The following is a 17,238-nucleotide window of genomic DNA, read 5'->3' on the forward strand; positions in this document are numbered from 1 at the left end:
CCGGCATCATCACGCCGGCAATGGATAAGTGAAAATTTGCCGCAGTATAGCATTCTGACCACGGTTAAGGAGACTCCCCTGGCAACCGACAAAGGCATCAACAAGAAGTACTCCACCGACTTCTACGTGCCCGATCTTTGCCGGGTGCGGGCGGTGTTCCTGCTGCTGGTCACCAGTGAACTTTTTGTCCTGGTGTTGTCCATCGTGCAGGCCGAGCGCGGCTGGATAGACTGGAACTACTTCGGCTTGCTGTCCCTGTTCGTGCAGTGGACCACCCTCACCAGTGCCGCACTGATCTGCCTGCTGCGGCCATGGCTGGCGCAGATGAGCGTGGCCCGCGCCACCCTCGCCATTGTGGTCATTGTGCTGCTGGATGTGCTGGCCTTCAGCCTGTTTGCCGACAACGTGTTGCACTCGCAGCCGGGGGTTGCGCTGTGGCCGGGTATTGCCAAGAAACTGTTGGTGGCGCTGCTGATCGTGCTGATGGTGTTGCGCTACTTTTACCTGCAGCACCAGTGGCAACAACAGCGGGAAGCGGAAATGCAGGCCCGGCTGACGTCGCTGCAGGCCAGGATCCAGCCCCATTTCCTGTTTAACAGCATGAACACCATTGCCAGCCTGATTGCCAGCAATCCGGACCAGGCAGAAGAGGCGGTGCTGGATCTGTCCGAACTGTTCCGGGCCAGCCTGCGCACCGATGATCAACTGGTGCCACTCAGCCGTGAGCTGGAGCTGTGCCAACGCTATCTGGCCATTGAAGCCCTGCGCCTGGGAGACCGGTTAACGCTGGACTGGGACATACAGCCGGGCCTGGAGCATCAGGCCATTCCTCCGCTGACCTTGCAACCGCTGGTAGAGAACGCCATCTACCACGGCATTCAGCCCAGGCCCGAGGGCGGCACAGTGCGGATCGAGGTGTACGGCAAAGGCCATTTTGTATACTTGATGGTCCAGAACCCGAAACCGGAGTCCAGCAACCGCCAGCACCAGGGCAACCAAGTGGCCCTTGTTAACATTCAGGCCAGGCTCCAGGCTTTGTTCGGCGAGCCAGCGGTTCTCAAACACAGCCATCAACACAACATCTACACTGTTACCCTCAGGCTGCCCGCAAGGACAGCAAGCTGACAAAACAGACCAGGCGACCGCAGGAGTACCATGATCCAACAACCGCAGCGCATTCTGATCGCAGACGACGAACCCCTGGCCCGGCAGCGCATTCAGCGCCTGGTGGAAGAACTGCCGGAATACCGGGTGTGCGGTGAAGCGAGCGATGGCAATGACGCCCTGCGCAAGGTGGCCGAGCTGGAACCGGATATCCTGCTGATGGACATTCGCATGCCGGGCATGGACGGCATGGAAGCGGCACACCAGCTGAGCCAGCTCAGCAACCCGCCGGCGGTTATTTTCTGTACAGCCTACGACCACTATGCCATCCAGGCGTTCGAGGTTCGCGCCATTGCCTACCTGCTCAAACCGGTGCGACGGGAGGCTCTGGCAGACGCCCTGGCAAGGGCAGGAAAAGTAAACAGGGTTCAGCTCCAGGCCCTGACCCACAACAGCGACCTGACCACCGAACAGGTTGCCGTGCGCACCCACCGGGGAACAGAACTGATTGATCTTACAGACATCCGCTACTGCGAAGCGGACCAGAAATACGTCACCCTGCACCACAGCCGGGGTGAAACCGTCTGTGATTACACCCTGAAAGAACTGGAGCAGGCGTATCCGGAAAAACTGTTACGCATTCATCGGCATACCCTGGTCGGCGTGCGTTTCATCCAGGCCCTGCGGCGCAACAGCGATGGTCAGAGCATGCTGGCACTGAACGACTCAGACACCCTGCTACCGGTCAGCCGCCGCCATGCCAGCCATGTCAAGCAATGGTTGCAGGAGCACCAACCCTCCCCCTGACGGGGTACACGGTCGTCTACGGCGGGACTTTTTCACTGCCACAAGGTAACCTTGGGGCACATTTTTTCCTACGACTGTGAGTGCCATGTCAACACGAACCCTTCGCATTGCAACCCGCAGCAGCGCCCTGGCGTTGTGGCAGGCGGAATTCATCAAATCCGAACTGGAAAGGCTGCACGATCACATCACCGTGGAGCTGGTGAAGATCAAAACCCAGGGCGACAAGATTCTGGACGTGCCTCTGGCCAAGATTGGTGGCAAGGGCCTGTTTGTGAAGGAGCTGGAAGAAGCCATGCTGGACGGCCGGGCCGACCTTGCGGTGCATTCCATGAAAGACGTGCCCATGGAATTCCCGGAGGGCCTTGGCCTGGTGGCTATCTGTGAGCGCGAAGACCCGACCGATGCGTTTATCAGCAATCAGTACGGAAATCTGGACCAACTGCCCCAGGGTGCCGTGGTTGGCACCTCAAGTCTGCGCCGCGAAACGCAGCTCAGGGCCAACCGCCCTGACCTGGAAATCAAGATGCTGCGAGGCAACGTCAACACCCGACTGGCCAAGCTGGATGCCGGCGAGTACGACGCCATTGTCCTGGCCAGCTCCGGCCTCAAGCGCCTGGGCTTCCACGACCGGATACGCTACTGCATGCCGGATACGGTCTCGCTTCCGGCCGTTGGCCAGGGCGCGCTGGGTATTGAATGCCGCCTCGATGACAGCGAGCTGCGGGCATTGCTGGCACCACTGAATCACGACGATACTTCTGACCGGGTGAAAGCAGAAAGGGCCCTGAACCGGCGCCTAGAAGGGGGTTGCCAGGTTCCCATTGCCGCCTATGCCCTGCTGGAAGACGACAAAACATTGTGGCTGCGTGGACTGGTCGGTGCAGTCGACGGCACCGAGATTTTTCGGGTAGAAGGCCGCGCGCCCCGCGCCGAAGGCGAACGCCTGGGCCGTGAACTGGCTGAGCAACTGCTGGCTATGGGTGCTGACAAGGTACTGGCTGAGATCTATGGCCACACCCCAAGCTGATCGGAATAGCCAGGCCCTGCCCTTGCAGGGCCGGCGCATACTGATTTGCCGGCCAGAACCCGAGGCAAGCCGCCTGGCACAGGCTTTTCATGCCGCCGGCGCCGAGGTTCGCCGGATGCCCTTGATGGCCCGGGAGCCGCTGCCTGAAACACCAGAGCGCCGGTCGACTCTTCAGGATCTGGACCACTTCGCTCACATCATTGCCGTCAGCCCCTACGCCGCCAGCTTGCTGCTTGGTGAGATCGATCACTGGTGGCCTCAGGTGCCCATGGGCATCCAGTGGTATGGCGTGGGGGCCGGCACCGCCGCGGTTTTCGCCCACCACGGTCTGAGCCCGAACAAACCAGACAATGGCTGGACCAGTGAAGCCCTGCTGGCCCTGCCGGGTTTGCAGAATCTAAACCATGAAAAGGTGCTACTGGCACGGGGAGAAGACGGCCGCGAGCTGATCCGGGAGACCCTGGAGCAACGAGGTGCCCGTGTAACGGTTCTGCCGCTGTACCGACGCTTCCGGCCGTACTATGCTGCCAACGACTTAGAAGACAATTTCGCTGGGTTCCGGCCGGAGGTGATTATTGCGCTTTCCGGTGAAACCCTGAACAATCTGGTAGAGGCCAGCAGCGCGTTCCTGGCGACTCTGAACAATGTGCTGTTGGTGGTTCCAGCGGAACGAGTCTCGGAGCAGGCCCGCAAGGTCGGCTTCAGGAACGTACTGGTTCCGGACGGCCTGGCTGATCAGGATCTGGTGACCAGTGTGGCTTCCTGGTTAATGCAGGAAGCCGGTGACAACGGTAAACCAAGTAAGGATGCCCGTGACTGAAACAACAAAGCAACTGCCCGCTCCGGTTAATCCGGCCAATCCCGCCCCCGTGCGCCTGTGGCCCGTATGGCTGATTGCCATTGTGGCGCTAATTATTGCCCTGGCTCTGGCGTTCTGGAACTGGCAACAATGGCAAACCCACCAAACCACCATGCTGGTCATCCAGGAATTGCGCCAGGATACGGCACAACTGGAAGACCGTTATGGCAGCCGTGGCAGCGAGCAAAGCCAGCGCCTTCAGTCACTGGAGAATAAGCTTTCGGCCCAGCGCGAGCTGATCGCCACCCAGCAGCGACAGATTGACCACAACGCCCGGGAACTGCTTGAGGCCGGGAATCGTACCCGGACCGACTGGCTGCTGGCCGAGGCAGAATACCTGCTACGCATCGCCAACCAGCGCCTGTTGATTGAGAAAGATATCCGGGGCGCCCTGTCTGCCCTGGAATCTGCGGATGAGGTTCTGCGGGAATCCGATGACATCGGGGTTTACCCGGTTCGCCAGCAACTGGCCCGGGAAATTCTGTCACTGCGTGGCATCCAGGGCGTCGACCGCACCGGGCTGTACCTGAAACTGGAAGCGGCCATTGCCAGCATTCACGACCTGACCGACCAGGCCCTGATTCACGATCAGGCCCCCGGCTTCCAGATGACCGAAGACCCGAATGCCCCGGCCGATGGCCGCAACATGTTTGTGCGGGGCTGGAATCATTTCCTTGATACCCTCAAACAGGTGGTCGTGGTCCGTCGCCTGGACGAACCGGTCAAACCCCTGTTGTCGCCGGACCAGAGCGCCTGGGCTCGCCTTAACCTTCAGTTGATGCTGGAAGAGGCGGAAATGGCCGTCCTTCGGGGCAACCAGCCTTTGTATGAACGGGCCCTGAACAAGGCCATCACCACCGTCAATGACTGGTACGATGCTACCAACCCAGCCATCCAAGGACTGGCCGATACGCTGACGGAACTGGCGGACCGCGATGTGGACCCAACCCTGCCGGATATCAGCCAGTCTCTCGGCTTGCTGAAAGAGCGGCTGGCCGGTCGGCTGGCGACCGGTAATGATGACGCTCCCGAAACCGAACGCGGGGGCAATGACTCATGATCCGGCTTCTGCTGCTCCTGCTGGTCGCGCTGCTGGTTGGCACCGCATTATCCCTGGGGCTGACCTATGATCTAGGCTATATTCGCATCAGCCTGGGCCATTACCTGATTGAAACCAATTTCTGGGTGGGCCTCGGGCTGTTCATTCTGCTGGTGGTCCTGGCGGTTTCTCTGATCAATACCTTCAGGCACCTGCGCCAGGGCACCGGGATGGTGGCCGGCTGGGTATCCCGGGGTAACGAACGCCGGGCCCGGCGCCGCACCACCCAGGGTCTATTGGCACTGGCCGAGGGCAACTGGCCGCGGGCCCGCAAGCTGCTGGCCACCTCGGCAGACAAAGCCGACACACCGCTGATCAACTACCTTGCTGCCGCCCAGGCGGCCTTTGAAACCGGCGACCACAAAGCGGTGGATGAGCTGCTGCGCAAAGCCTATGACAGCACCCCTGGCTCCAGCATGGCGGTAGGGCTGACCCAAGCCCAGCTGCAACTGGCGGGCAATCGGTTGGAGCAGGCCCTGGCCACCCTGCTGCGCCTTCGCAAGGAGTCGCCCCATCATCCGTTTGTGCTGAAGCTGCTTAAGAACACCTACCTGCGTCTGGAAGACTGGCGCGAGCTGTCCCGGCTGATACCGGAGCTTCGCAAGCGCGATGTATTGCCCGGCAAAGAGCTGGACGAGCTTGAGCTGCAGGTGTGGCATAACCTGCTGGAAAGAGCGGCAGAAGATACCCTGAAACTGCGCAAAGACAACCCGGAAGCGTCTCTGGAGCCGCTGACCCGGTTATGGGACGAACTGCCCGGCTTCGTTCGCCGGGACGAATACACCATCCGGGATTACGCCAGCCTGTTGGCCAGGCTGGGCGACGAAGCCCAGGCCGAAACGCTGTTGCGCAAAGTACTGAGAAACCACTGGAGCGATGAGCTGATCAACCTGTACGGTCGTATCAGGGGCCACCAGCCCGAAGAGCAACTGCTGATTGCCGAGCAGTGGCTGAAAGACCGGCCCAATAACGCAGAACTGCTGCTGGCCCTGGGCCGCCTCAGCCTGCGCAACGAGCTCTGGGGCAAGGCAAAAGAGTACTTCCAGACCAGCCTGCACCTGCGCCGCAGCCGGGAGACCTTGGCCGAGTTGAGCCGCCTGAATGCCCACATGGGTGAGGAAGAAGCCAGCATCAAGCTGCTGATGCAGGGCCTGGAAAGCGATAACAGCCTACCAGACCTGCCCATGCCAAGGGCCTGACACCCGACAAAAAAAGAGGCCGAATGGGTAACCATCCGGCCTCTTTTTTAAGCGTGTTACGCGTGGTGGCGCTCAGTCCCTCGGTGCGTACTCCAGCACATCCGAAAAGAACGCCTGCTTCGGCAACCCCTCAGCCATCAGGGCATCCATCAGGGTGTACACCATCGCCGGCGAGCCGCTGGCATGTACTTCAACGTTTTGCCAGTCTGCCCCGGACGCCAGCACCGCGCCCACGAGCTGGTCGTGATGGCCACCCCAGTCGTTGTCCTCGTCATCACCGACCACCGGGAAGAAACTGAACGGTGGCCAGACGTCATGCCATTGCCGGGCCAGCGACCGCAGGTACATATCCTCGTGCTTGCGCACCCCCCAATACAATTTGACCGGGTGCTGGAAACGGGTTTCCTGCAGGAATTCACACAGGCTTTTCATCTGTGCAAAACCGGTGCCTGCCGCCACCATCAGCACCGGCTTGTCCGGAGCGGCGGCCAGGCACGCCTTGCCATGGGGCAACTCCACGGTGACATCCCGCCCGGAGGTCAGGGCATCAATCACCTTCTGGGCAGACACCCAGTCTGGCGAGGCCTGGATGTGCAATTCGATATTGGCGGCTGACGGACTGCTGGCAATCGAAAAATAGCAGGGCTCGGCACCTGGAAGATTCACCGACAGGTACTGGCCGGCGTGAAAAGCCACCTCGCGGCGCTTCGGCAACTGCAATTCAACCCGATACACATCGTGACTGATGGAGCGCACGTCCACCACTTTCGCCAGGTATTGCCGGGGTTGATGATTTCCTGATGCCATAACGGCGGGTATCTCCAGTTTCAGGTCAGTCAGCGCCAAGGTTCGACACATCATTAAACGCTCACCAACCGTGATTAGTTTCTGATTACGGGTATTCAGGGCCTGGCCGGACACCAGCCGGGCCTCACAGATTTCACAAACGCCATTTCTGCAGGCCGCCGGCACCTGAATACCGGATTCAGCAGCGGCCAGCAGCAAGTCTGTCTCGTCAGCTACATGAAAACTCAGGCCGGATGGCTGAAGCTGAATCCAAGGCACCCGGTGCTCCTGTCAATCGGGGCGGGCAGCGGGAATTTCAATGCCGAGACTGTCCCACAGCTCATCCACCCGCTGCTTTACCTCATCGGTCATGGTGATCGCGGTGCCCCACTCCCGATCGGTCTCACCGGGCCATTTGTTGGTGGCATCGAGGCCCATTTTTGAACCGAGGCCTGACACCGGCGAGGCGAAATCGAGATAGTCTATCGGTGTATTTTCCACCATCGTGGTGTCCCGGACCGGGTCCATCCGGGTGGTCATGGCCCAGATCACATCTTCCCAGCTGCGGGCGTTCACGTCGTCATCGGTGACAATCACGAACTTGGTGTACATGAACTGTCGCAGGAAAGACCATACGCCCATCATCACCCGTTTGGCATGGCCCGGGTACTGTTTTTTCATGGTAACGATGGCCAGCCGATACGAGCAGCCTTCCGGCGGCAGATAGAAATCCACGATCTCCGGGAACTGCTTCTGCAGGATCGGAATAAACACTTCGTTCAACGCGACCCCGAGCACCGCCGGCTCATCGGGCGGCCGGCCGGTGTAGGTGCTGTGGTAAATCGGGTCTCGGCGGTGGGTGATTCGCTCCACGGTAAACACCGGAAAATGGTCTACTTCGTTGTAGTACCCGGTATGGTCTCCGAAGGGCCCCTCGGGAGCCATGTCATCCGGGTAGATAAACCCTTCCAGTACGATCTCGGCACTGGCTGGCACCTGCAGGTCACTCAAGCCAGCCTTTACCAGCTCGGTACGGGCACCCCGTAACAGCCCGGCGAAGGCGTACTCGGACAACGAATCCGGCACCGGGGTGACAGCGCCGAGAATGGTCGCCGGATCCGCGCCCAGGGCCACCGCCACCGGATAGGGTTTGTCCGGGTTGGCCCGGCGGAATTCCTGGTAGTCCAACGCCCCGCCCCGATGACTGAGCCAGCGCATGATTAACCGGTTGCGGCCAATCACCTGTTGCCGATAGATACCCAGATTCTGGCGCTCTTTATTGGGCCCACGGGTGATCACCAGCGGCCAGGTTACCAGCGGGCCGGCGTCACCGGGCCAGCAGTGCTGCACCGGAATCTGGTACAGGTCGACCTGATCCTTTTCGATCACCACATCCTGGCAGGGTGCCGAGCGGAGCACTTTCGGGCTCATGCGCATCACTTGCTTGAAGATCGGCAGTTTTTCGATGGCATCCTTGAAGCCCTTGGGGGGATCCGGTTCTTTCAGGAACGCCAACAGTTTGCCGACCTCCCGCAACGCCGCCACGTCTTCCTGCCCCATACCCAGCGCCACCCGCTTGGGGGTACCAAACAGGTTGGCCAGTACGGGCATGTCGTAGCCTTTCGGGTTTTCAAACAACAACGCCGGCCCACCGGCCCGCAGTGTGCGGTCGCAGATCTCGGTCATTTCCAGGTGGGGGTCGACTTCTACGCTGATGCGTTTCAGCTCACCCAGCTTTTCCAGCTGGCTGATGAAGTCTCTGAGGTCGTTGTATTTCATGGTGTGCTCCGTTTCTGATCTACGGTACTACGGAGTTGGGGCCGATCCGGACTGCTCTTTGGTGGTATGTCCTTGAGCACGCGTAGTTCTGGAGTTGGAACGAGGCCGGGAGGAGGTGCCAAAACGGAAAACGTGGTTTCCCTGATTGTTTTGGCAACTCCTCCCGGCCTCGTTCTTCGAACTTCGGGAGTGTAACGCTCCCCCATGTTCAAACGAGCAGGGGAACCGGCATCAACGACGCTTCATGGACTGGAAGAACTCGTCGTTGGTCTTGGTGTCACGCAGCTTGTCCAGCAGGAACTCCAGTGCACCGGTATCGTCGTCCATGGAGTGCAGCAGCTTGCGCAGAATCCACACCCGCTGGATGTCTGCTTCGCTCATCAGCAGGTCTTCACGGCGGGTGCCAGAACGACGGATGTTGATGGCCGGGTAGACACGCTTCTCGGCAATCTTGCGGTCCAGGTGCACTTCCATGTTACCGGTGCCCTTGAACTCCTCGTAGATAACCTCGTCCATCTTGGAACCGGTATCCACCAGCGCGGTCGCCAGGATGGTCAGGCTGCCGCCCTCTTCCACATTCCGGGCCGCACCGAAGAAGCGTTTGGGCTTTTCCAGGGCATGGGCGTCAACACCACCGGTGAGCACCTTGCCGGAAGACGGAATCACCGTGTTGTAGGCACGGGCCAGGCGGGTGATGGAGTCCAGCAGGATGATGACATCCTTCTTGTGCTCGACCAGGCGCTTGGCCTTTTCGATCACCATTTCCGCTACCTGCACGTGACGGGCCGGCGGCTCATCGAAGGTGGAGGCTACAACCTCGCCGCGCACGGTGCGCTGCATTTCAGTCACTTCTTCCGGGCGCTCGTCAATCAGCAGCACCATCAGGTGACATTCCGGGTTGTTGCGGGCGATGGACTGGGCGATGCCCTGCATCAGCAGCGTTTTACCGGCCTTGGGCGGGGACACGATCAGGCCACGCTGGCCTTTTCCGATCGGGGCTACCAGGTCGAGTACCCGAGACGAGAGGTCTTCGGTACTGCCGTTGCCCACTTCCAGGGTCAATCGCTCCTGGGGGAACAACGGGGTCAGGTTTTCAAACAGAATCTTGTTGCGGGCGTTGTCCGGCTTGTCGAAGTTAATCTCGTTAACTTTCAGCAGGGCGAAGTAACGCTCACCATCCTTGGGAGGACGGATTTTACCAGAGACGGTATCGCCGGTACGCAGGTTGAAACGGCGAATCTGGCTGGGTGAAACATAGATATCGTCCGGGCCTGCCAGGTAGGAGGCGTCGCCGGAGCGAAGGAAGCCGAAACCGTCCTGCAGAATTTCCAGTACGCCGTCGCCGTAGATGTCTTCGCCGCTCTTGGCGTGTTTCTTCAGGATGGTGAAGATAACATCCTGTTTGCGCGAGCGAGCCAGGTTGTCCAGGCCCATTTCTTGCGCGATATCGAGCAATTCGGGCACAGATTTCTGCTTGAGTTCAGTAAGATTCATAATTTGTAGGATTGTCAGGAATGGAAGTAAACGACTGTTGGAATGACAGGGGCGCCCCTGAACGCATTGATCAAAAAAGCTGAAACATGGTGCTGGCTAGATGGAGCAACCGGTGCAGATGGAAGCCGGATTTGTTTGCTGAAGCCAGAGAGTGGGAACAACCGTTCGCCGGGCAAGCCGCATAATCGACCACCTTGAAGGCGTCTGTCAAGACCTCTGCCCAAAATTAAGTCAGTTTCATGATCTTCCGCCACCGGCACACCTCCCTCTGATGGGTTACTCCCTTCCCATCTGCGGCCCGTATACGGATACTGATACTACTATGACTGATGAACGCATCTCGAATGCAGTAGAGCGGAGCCAAGCCATGAGCACTGAGCTTACCAATGAACTCAAACCTCTGAATATTGCTATTTTGACGGTATCTGACACACGGGGTTTCGAGCAGGACACTTCCGGGCAATTCCTCGAAGACAACGTGATTGAGGCCGGCCACCGACTGGTGTCTCGCCGGATTCTTCCGGACGACATATACCTGATACGCGCTATTATTTCACAATGGGTTGCGGACCAGGACGTTCAGGCGATCATCATCACCGGCGGCACCGGCTTTCACGAACGAGACAGCACGCCGGAAGCGGTCAAGCCCCTGCTGGATAAGGTCATTGAGGGTTTTGGCGAGGAATTTCGCCGGTTATCGGCGCTGGAAATCCATTCTTCCACGATTCAGTCCCGGTCATTCGGTGGCATGGCCAACAATACCGTCATTTTCTGCCTGCCGGGTTCAACCGGTGCCTGCAGGACTGGCTGGGAAGGCATTCTGAAAGACCAGCTGGACAGCCGGCACGGCCCCTGCAACTATTCCGGATTGGTCATGCGCAAGCCAGAGCGTGCTTTCAGCCGGCTTCAGGAAGTCATTGGCAACCGCGCAGAAAAATAACCGGGAGGTACCATGGCAGGTTCTGACCTGATCTCTGTTGACGACGCTCTCAACTACATATTGAGTCGCGCCACCGCTGTGACACAATCCCAGGCAGTGCCACTCAGCGAGTGTTTGGGGCGGGTCCTGGCCGAGAACCAGTATGTGCCAGCGGACGTTCCCCCAGCTGACAACAGCGCCGTGGATGGCTATGCGGTGCACCACTCAGACGTCGCCCCCGGGCGGGCACTGGCGGTCTCTGACCGGGTGCCAGCGGGCACGGCTCCCAAACCACTGGCGCCAGGTACCGCTGTGCGAATCTTCACCGGTTCGGAGATTCCGGAGGGCGCGAATGCGGTGGTGATGCAGGAGCGGGTGGAACGTACCGATGACAACATCCTCATCGTGTCCGAAGTCAACGCCGGGCAGAACATCCGTCGTCGCGGCCAGGATCTGACCCAAGGGGAGCTGGCATTGCCCCGGGGCACCCTTATTCGCCCCCAGGAAATGGGCTTACTGGCCTCGATGGGCATCGCACAGGTGCCAGTACTGGACCGGTTGCGGGTGGCCATCCTGAGCACCGGTGACGAACTGGTGCAACCCGGCGAGCCACTTGCCCCCGGCCAGATTTACAACAGCAATCGCTATACCCTGCTCGGGATGCTGGCGCAGGCAGGATGTGAGGCTATTCTCTGCGAGACCGTTCGGGACACTCGCGACGGCACCCGCCAGGCACTGCAAGAGGCGGCGAGAAAAGCCGACCTGATCATCACCAGTGGCGGCGTGTCGGTGGGTGAAGAAGACCACGTGCGCGCGGTGCTCGAGGAGTCCGGCCGGCTGTCTTTGTGGCGGATGGCCATCAAGCCTGGCAAACCATTGGCGTTCGGCAGCATTGACGACACGCCGGTGCTTGGGCTGCCCGGCAACCCGGCCTCTGTGCTGATTTCCTTTATGGTCATCGTGATGCCCTACGTTCGCAAACGCCAGGGGCGACCCGACGCGCTGCCGATCGGGGAATGCCTGCCCGCAGACTTCACCACCCATTCACCGTCCATCCGACGGGAGTTTGTGCGCGCCCGCAAGACAGGCAACGGGGCCACCGCTTCCGTGTCTGCTGCCCCGAACCAGAGCTCCGGCGTGCTGAGTGCCGCTTGCTGGAGCTCCGGCCTGGCGGTGGTGCCGGAAAACAGCACCATCAATATCGGTGACCCGGTGATGTATTACTCTTACCCTGAACTGATGAGCTGATCATGACTGACCAGAACCTGACTGTTCGCTTTTTCGCACGGCTTCGGGAGGAGCTTGATACCGAGAGCCTTGAGTTGCCGGCAACTCCGGGCCAAACCGTTGAGGGTTTGTTGTCACAACTGGCCGCCCGGGGCGGCCCCTGGGCTCAACTGCAGGGTGACCAGCCGCTCATGGTGGCGGTCAACCAGGCCATGGCCAAGCCGTCAACTCCGGTCACGCCGGGCGATGAAGTGGCCTTCTTTCCACCGGTGACCGGAGGTTGAAATGATTTCTATCCAGACGGAAGATTTCGATGTCGGCGCAGAATACGAGGCGCTGCGCGCCTCCGGTTCCGGCACTGGTGCGGTGGCGACCTTTTCCGGGCTGGTGCGGGACTCCGGGGACCTGTCCGGGGTGACCGGGTTATTCCTGGAGCATTATCCCGGCATGACGGAACAGGTGATTCAGGGATTGATTGACTCCGCCTCCCAGCGCTGGGATGTCCGCAAGGCGAGGGTGATTCATCGGGTCGGGCGGCTGGCGCTGTCGGATCAGATCGTGTTTGTCGGCGTTTGCAGTGCTCACCGGAGGGATGCATTTGCAGCCTGCGAATTCATCATGGACGCCCTGAAAACGTCAGCCCCGTTCTGGAAAAAGGAAATCACCGGAGACACCGAACACTGGGTAGAGCAAAAAGACTCGGACCTGGACCGTTCCAAGGCCTGGGAATAAAGCTTACTTTTCGACTGGCGGCCAGCGAGGGTGATTGAGGCACAAAAAAACCGCCCGTGAACCATGTTCAGGGGCGGTTTTTCTTCAACAGCGGATCAGAGGTTGCTGTCGAGGAAGGCGGCGAGCTGTGACTTGGACAAAGCGCCAACTTTGGTGGCGTCCACGTTGCCGTTCTTGAACAGCATGAGGGTCGGGATACCACGGATGTTGAACTTGGGCGGGGTCTGTTCGTTTTCGTCGATGTTGAGCTTGCAGACCTTGAGCTTGCCGTCGTATTCGTCGGCGATTTCTTCCAGAACCGGGGCAATCATCTTGCACGGGCCGCACCACTCAGCCCAGTAGTCGACCAGTACCGGGACGTCGGACTTCAGTACGTCCTGTTCGAAAGAAGCGTCGGTGACATTAACGATATTTCCGCTCATTACCTTTTCCTGATTCAGGCGCTCCGGGGCCTGTAACGCAGCCGCGTCGGAGTCGCTGTTGACTGTAGCAGGCTGTACAAACCGTCATCGGAATGTCGCCTGCCCGGATTTCGTTAGACGAATACTTTACGCGATTGCCGACCTCAATGTGAAGCGAGATCTGTTTCCGTCGGCGACGATCCGCATCCGTATTCACCGCAGACCGTTACTGACAGCGCACCGCGCTTTCTTTTATAGTACGGCCATTGTATCGACAAGTTCACACCATACAGGACGCCAACCCACGTGACGGCCGCATCCCCCGCCGAGAACACCGCACCCTCCCCGGATATGCTGGCAGCCATTGATATGGGCTCCAACAGTTTTCATATGGTCGTGGCCCGCCTGGTCCATGGTGAAATTCGTACCGTCGAAAAGATGGGCGAAAAGGTCCAGCTGGGCGCGGGGCTTGACCCCTATAACCGGCTGACGGAAGAAGCCCAGCAAAGGGCCCTGGAATGTCTCAGCCGGTTTGCCCAGCGCCTACAGGGCATGCCCGCCGAGGGGGTTCAGATTGTCGGCACCAACGCTCTGAGGGTGGCCCGCAACGCCCCCGAGTTCATTGCCCGGGCAGAAGAGGTCCTCGGTTACCCGGTTGAGATCATCGCGGGACGGGAAGAAGCCCGTCTGATCTACCTTGGCGTTTCCCACACTCTGGCCGATGACGAAGGCAGGCGACTGGTCATCGATATTGGCGGCGGCAGCACCGAGTTCATCATCGGCCAGCGATTTGAGCCCCAGGAGCTGGAAAGCCTGCATATGGGCTGTGTGTCGTTTCGCAATCGCTATTTCCCGGACGGAAAAATTACCCGGCGGCAGATGGACAAAGCGATCACTCACGCCGAACTGGAGCTCCTGAACATCCGCCAGCACTACCGCTCGGTTGGCTGGCAAAGTGCCGTCGGTTCCTCAGGATCCATCAAGGCGATCTGCAGTGTGCTGGCCAATCTGAAGATCACCGATGGCACCCTCACCCGTGACGCAATGGAAGAGCTGCGTAAACGGCTCGTCGACATGGGCAAGGTTGAAAAACTGGCAGACCTGGGCGTTCGTCAGGATCGGCAAAGCATTTTCCCGGCCGGATTTGCCATCCTGCTGGCGGCATTCCGATCACTGGATATTCAGGCGATGACCTTCGCAGATGGGGCTCTCCGGGAGGGGCTGCTGTACGATATCGTTGGCCGTATCCAGCACGAGGATGTGCGGGAGCGCACCATTGCCGCGCTGCAGGAGCGCTACCACGTCGACCAGGCTCACGGTGCCGCCGTTGAGCAGACGGCCATTGCCGCCTGGCAGCAAGTGGCCGATCAATGGGGCCTGCATACGTCAGCGGACGAAGATGTACTGCGCTGGGCCTGCCGGCTACACGAGATTGGCCTGACCATCTCCCACAGCCAGTACCACAAACATGGTGCTTATCTGCTGCGTTATTCCGACCTGCCCGGCTTTACCCAGCAGTTTCAAAAAGACCTGGCCACTCTGGTGCGTGGCCATCGACGGAAATTCTCCTCCACCGTGTTCGAGGGCATAGAGCCGGAAGATAAGCCGCGCCTGCGCTACCTGTGCGTTTTGCTTAGGCTAGCCGTACTGATCCAACACCCCAGGAATCTGGAGCAGCCACCCGAATTCGTCCTCCATGGCCATGAAAACAAGCTGGTGGTGGAGTTTCCGGAAGGCTGGCTGGATAACCGGCCACTGACCCTGGCAGACCTCGAGAACGAGCGGGATTACCTGTCCAAACAGGATTTCGCGCTGGAAATCGGCACCCGGTAAACCCGATGGGGCACTAGCCGGCCAGTTCGGCCTCCAGATTTTCCACCGTTTCGCTGACCTCCAGCCATTCGGCCTCGGTCTCCTCCAGGGCCCGCTTGAGTTCGGTCTGCTCCGCCAGCAGCGTCTTCAGGCGCACTTTTCCGCTGTCTTCGTACACCGCAGGGTCGCCCAGAGAAGCTTCCACGCCTGCCAATTGCTGCTGCAGCTGATCCATCCGGGCTTCCAGAGATACCTGTTTTTTCCGCCATGGGCTTAGCTTCTGGCGAAGTTCCGCCTCCTGGCGCTTTCTGGCCTTGCGCTCGTCGGCCGTCAATGCCTGGGCACTGCCGGCTTTCTTTTCAGCATCGGAATCCTCAGCTACCTGGCGTTTGGGGGGCTCGTCCTCATCCTTCCTGCGGTCTGCCAGCCAGCGTTCATAGTCTTCCAGGTCGCCGTCGTATTCCTGGACTGTGCCATCCGACACCAGCCAGAACTCGTCTACGGTATTGCGTAACAGGTGCCGATCATGGGACACCACCACAATAGCACCATCAAAATTCTGCAGTGCCATGGTCAAGGCCTGGCGCATCTCCAGGTCCAGGTGGTTGGTGGGCTCATCCAGCAACAAAAGGTTCGGTTTCTGCCAGGCGATCACCGCCAGGGCGACCCGGGCTTTTTCACCCCCGGAGAACGAGCGAATTGGGCTCAGGGCCTCGTCGCCATGAAAATCAAAGCCGCCCAGAAAGTTCCGTACCGATTGCTCGGACGCACGTGGCGACAATCGCTGTAGATGCAGGAACGGGCTGGCATCCAGGTCCAGGGCTTCCAGCTGGTGCTGGGCAAAGTAGCCGATGGCCAGGTGCTCGCCACAGGTACGCTCACCCGACAGCAGGGTACCGGTGCCCCGCAGGGCATCCATAAAGGTTGATTTGCCCGCACCGTTGGGGCCGAGCAAACCAATGCGCGAACCGGGCAGCAAAGTGACGTTGATATTATTCAGGATAGCCATCTGGCCATGGCCGGCCACACCGTTGCGAATGGACAACAACGGGTTGGACACCTTGTCTGCCATCGGAAATTCAAAGCTGAAGGGCGAATCCACATGGGCTGGCGCGATTCGTTCCATGCGTTCCAGAGCCTTGACCCGGCTCTGGGCCTGGCGGGCCTTGGTAGCCTTGGCCTTGAAGCGGTCAATGAATCGCTGAATCTCGGCAATACGGGCCTGCTGGCGCTCGTAATTGGATTGTTGCTGGGCCAGGCGCTCGCTGCGCTGCACTTCAAACGCCGAGTAGTTGCCGGTGTAGAGTTCCAGCTTTTTGTTATCAAAGTGCACCAGGTGTGTGGCCACCCGATCCATGAAATCCCGGTCATGGGAGATAAACAGCAGGGTGCCCGGGTATCGACGAAGCCAGTTCTCAAGCCACAGACAGGCGTCCAGGTCCAGGTGGTTGGTGGGCTCATCCAGCAACAGCAGGTCCGATGGCCGCATCAGGGCCTGAGCCAGATTCAGGCGAATACGCCAGCCCCCGGAAAACGCCGACACCGGCCGGTCCACATCGCTGTCGACAAACCCCAAACCCCGCAACAACGCCTCGGCTCTTCTGGGCGCCGACCAGGCTTCGTGCACGTCCAGTTCCCCGTGTAACCGAGCGATGGCGTGATGGTCATCCCGGGCTTCGGCATCCGCCAGCTCACGTTCCATGCGGCGCAATTCAAAGTCGCCGTCCAGCACAAAGTCTCTGGCAGATCGCTGACTGGCCTCAACTTCCTGCGCCATGTGGGCGATGCGACAGCCCCCCGGCAGCGACACACTGCCCTGCTCAGGTGCCAACTGGCCCAGTAAGAGCTGGAACAGGCTCGATTTTCCGGCACCATTGGCGCCAACAATCGCCACCCTTTGGCCGGGCTGCACCGTCAGGCTGACGTTTTCTAGCAACCAGACGCCGCCTCGTTGTAAACTGAGATCGGTTATCGTTAACATAGACTGTCTTTA

16 protein-coding genes are annotated in these 17,238 nt (G+C 59.7%); 11 read left to right on the top strand and 5 right to left on the bottom strand.

Features of this window, described 5'->3' with window-relative positions; translation table 11 throughout:
* Positions 1-78 precede the first annotated feature (78 nt).
* The 6 genes from ACTZWX_RS04700 (at position 79) to ACTZWX_RS04725 (ending at position 6,095) form a co-directional block, all read left to right on the top strand.
* On the top strand, positions 79-1,125 hold the full coding sequence (locus tag ACTZWX_RS04700; RefSeq protein WP_444713414.1) for a sensor histidine kinase: 1,047 nt from the start codon (positions 79-81) through the stop codon (positions 1,123-1,125).
* 30 nt (positions 1,126-1,155) lie between these two features.
* Positions 1,156-1,911, top strand: a complete 756-nt coding sequence (locus tag ACTZWX_RS04705) for a LytR/AlgR family response regulator transcription factor (protein WP_444712943.1) — start codon at positions 1,156-1,158, stop codon at positions 1,909-1,911.
* Positions 1,912-1,996: 85 nt separating this feature from the next.
* Positions 1,997-2,938 carry a hydroxymethylbilane synthase gene (gene hemC / locus ACTZWX_RS04710; RefSeq protein WP_444712944.1) on the top strand — a complete coding sequence of 314 codons (942 nt, stop codon included), beginning with the start codon at positions 1,997-1,999 and terminating at the stop codon, positions 2,936-2,938.
* Complete coding sequence (locus tag ACTZWX_RS04715; protein ID WP_444712945.1) at positions 2,919-3,758, top strand: uroporphyrinogen-III synthase; 840 nt, start codon at positions 2,919-2,921, stop codon at positions 3,756-3,758. The genes hemC and ACTZWX_RS04715 overlap by 20 nt, the downstream gene beginning before the upstream one ends.
* On the top strand, positions 3,745-4,857 hold the full coding sequence (locus ACTZWX_RS04720) for a uroporphyrinogen-III C-methyltransferase (RefSeq protein WP_444712946.1): 1,113 nt from the start codon (positions 3,745-3,747) through the stop codon (positions 4,855-4,857). Before ACTZWX_RS04715 ends, ACTZWX_RS04720 begins: the two co-directional genes overlap by 14 nt.
* Positions 4,854-6,095, top strand: coding sequence for a heme biosynthesis HemY N-terminal domain-containing protein (locus tag ACTZWX_RS04725; RefSeq protein WP_444712947.1), 1,242 nt, complete (start codon positions 4,854-4,856; stop codon positions 6,093-6,095). The genes ACTZWX_RS04720 and ACTZWX_RS04725 overlap by 4 nt, the downstream gene beginning before the upstream one ends.
* 72 nt (positions 6,096-6,167) lie before the next feature.
* Here the strand turns inward: ACTZWX_RS04725 and ACTZWX_RS04730 are convergent, their stop codons facing one another.
* From ACTZWX_RS04730 to rho, 3 genes are all read right to left on the bottom strand, one after another.
* The gene (locus tag ACTZWX_RS04730; protein WP_444713415.1) at positions 6,168-7,151 is read right to left on the bottom strand and encodes a 2Fe-2S iron-sulfur cluster-binding protein; all 984 of its coding nucleotides are present in this window, start codon (positions 7,149-7,151) and stop codon (positions 6,168-6,170) included.
* A gap of 21 nt (positions 7,152-7,172) precedes the next feature.
* On the bottom strand, positions 7,173-8,660 hold the full coding sequence (ubiD, locus tag ACTZWX_RS04735) for a 4-hydroxy-3-polyprenylbenzoate decarboxylase (protein WP_444712948.1): 1,488 nt from the start codon (positions 8,658-8,660) through the stop codon (positions 7,173-7,175).
* A gap of 231 nt (positions 8,661-8,891) precedes the next feature.
* Entirely contained in the window at positions 8,892-10,154 is a 1,263-nt protein-coding gene (gene rho, locus ACTZWX_RS04740) for a transcription termination factor Rho (RefSeq protein ID WP_058091947.1), read from the bottom strand.
* 367 nt (positions 10,155-10,521) lie between these two features.
* On the opposite strand from rho, the gene moaB reads away from it, so the two are divergent.
* From moaB to ACTZWX_RS04760, 4 genes are read left to right on the top strand one after another with little or no spacing between them, the layout of a single operon-like run.
* Positions 10,522-11,094, top strand: a complete 573-nt coding sequence (gene moaB, locus ACTZWX_RS04745) for a molybdenum cofactor biosynthesis protein B (protein WP_444712949.1) — start codon at positions 10,522-10,524, stop codon at positions 11,092-11,094.
* A 12-nt stretch (positions 11,095-11,106) separates the two neighbouring features.
* The gene (locus tag ACTZWX_RS04750) at positions 11,107-12,321 is read left to right on the top strand and encodes a molybdopterin molybdotransferase MoeA (protein ID WP_152437173.1); all 1,215 of its coding nucleotides are present in this window, start codon (positions 11,107-11,109) and stop codon (positions 12,319-12,321) included.
* Between the two features lie 2 nt (positions 12,322-12,323).
* Positions 12,324-12,584 carry a molybdopterin converting factor subunit 1 gene (gene moaD / locus ACTZWX_RS04755; protein ID WP_444712950.1) on the top strand — a complete coding sequence of 87 codons (261 nt, stop codon included), beginning with the start codon at positions 12,324-12,326 and terminating at the stop codon, positions 12,582-12,584.
* A 1-nt stretch (position 12,585) separates the two neighbouring features.
* Positions 12,586-13,032 carry a molybdenum cofactor biosynthesis protein MoaE gene (locus tag ACTZWX_RS04760; protein ID WP_444712951.1) on the top strand — a complete coding sequence of 149 codons (447 nt, stop codon included), beginning with the start codon at positions 12,586-12,588 and terminating at the stop codon, positions 13,030-13,032.
* A gap of 95 nt (positions 13,033-13,127) precedes the next feature.
* On the opposite strand, the gene trxA is transcribed toward ACTZWX_RS04760, so the two are convergent.
* Positions 13,128-13,454, bottom strand: coding sequence for a thioredoxin TrxA (gene trxA / locus ACTZWX_RS04765; RefSeq protein WP_011784020.1), 327 nt, complete (start codon positions 13,452-13,454; stop codon positions 13,128-13,130).
* Positions 13,455-13,739: 285 nt separating this feature from the next.
* Here trxA and ppx point away from each other — a divergent pair, with 285 nt between their 5' ends.
* A complete protein-coding gene (ppx, locus tag ACTZWX_RS04770; protein WP_444712952.1) occupies positions 13,740-15,266 on the top strand; it encodes an exopolyphosphatase in 1,527 nt (508 codons plus the stop codon).
* Positions 15,267-15,279: 13 nt separating this feature from the next.
* Here ppx and abc-f read toward each other — a convergent pair whose 3' ends face one another.
* The gene (gene abc-f / locus ACTZWX_RS04775; protein WP_354447306.1) at positions 15,280-17,226 is read right to left on the bottom strand and encodes a ribosomal protection-like ABC-F family protein; all 1,947 of its coding nucleotides are present in this window, start codon (positions 17,224-17,226) and stop codon (positions 15,280-15,282) included.
* Positions 17,227-17,238 lie beyond the last annotated feature (12 nt).

The organism is Marinobacter sp. NSM (assembly GCF_052380025.1).
Classification (GTDB): Bacteria; Pseudomonadota; Gammaproteobacteria; order Pseudomonadales; family Oleiphilaceae; genus Marinobacter.

Excerpts from the sequence above, each read along its gene's own strand:
- ACTZWX_RS04705 (WP_444712943.1), top strand. The coding sequence starts at position 1,156 with ATGATCCAACAACCGCAGCGCATTCTGATCGCAGACGACGAACCCCTG.
- hemC (WP_444712944.1), top strand. The coding sequence starts at position 1,997 with ATGTCAACACGAACCCTTCGCATTGCAACCCGCAGCAGCGCCCTGGCG.
- ACTZWX_RS04715 (WP_444712945.1), top strand. The coding sequence starts at position 2,919 with ATGGCCACACCCCAAGCTGATCGGAATAGCCAGGCCCTGCCCTTGCAG.
- ACTZWX_RS04720 (WP_444712946.1), top strand. The coding sequence starts at position 3,745 with ATGCCCGTGACTGAAACAACAAAGCAACTGCCCGCTCCGGTTAATCCG.
- ACTZWX_RS04725 (WP_444712947.1), top strand. The coding sequence starts at position 4,854 with ATGATCCGGCTTCTGCTGCTCCTGCTGGTCGCGCTGCTGGTTGGCACC.
- ubiD (WP_444712948.1), bottom strand. The coding sequence starts at position 8,660 with ATGAAATACAACGACCTCAGAGACTTCATCAGCCAGCTGGAAAAGCTG.
- rho (WP_058091947.1), bottom strand. The coding sequence starts at position 10,154 with ATGAATCTTACTGAACTCAAGCAGAAATCTGTGCCCGAATTGCTCGAT.
- moaB (WP_444712949.1), top strand. The coding sequence starts at position 10,522 with ATGAGCACTGAGCTTACCAATGAACTCAAACCTCTGAATATTGCTATT.
- ACTZWX_RS04750 (WP_152437173.1), top strand. The coding sequence starts at position 11,107 with ATGGCAGGTTCTGACCTGATCTCTGTTGACGACGCTCTCAACTACATA.
- moaD (WP_444712950.1), top strand. The coding sequence starts at position 12,324 with ATGACTGACCAGAACCTGACTGTTCGCTTTTTCGCACGGCTTCGGGAG.
- ACTZWX_RS04760 (WP_444712951.1), top strand. The coding sequence starts at position 12,586 with ATGATTTCTATCCAGACGGAAGATTTCGATGTCGGCGCAGAATACGAG.
- trxA (WP_011784020.1), bottom strand. The coding sequence starts at position 13,454 with ATGAGCGGAAATATCGTTAATGTCACCGACGCTTCTTTCGAACAGGAC.
- abc-f (WP_354447306.1), bottom strand. The coding sequence starts at position 17,226 with ATGTTAACGATAACCGATCTCAGTTTACAACGAGGCGGCGTCTGGTTG.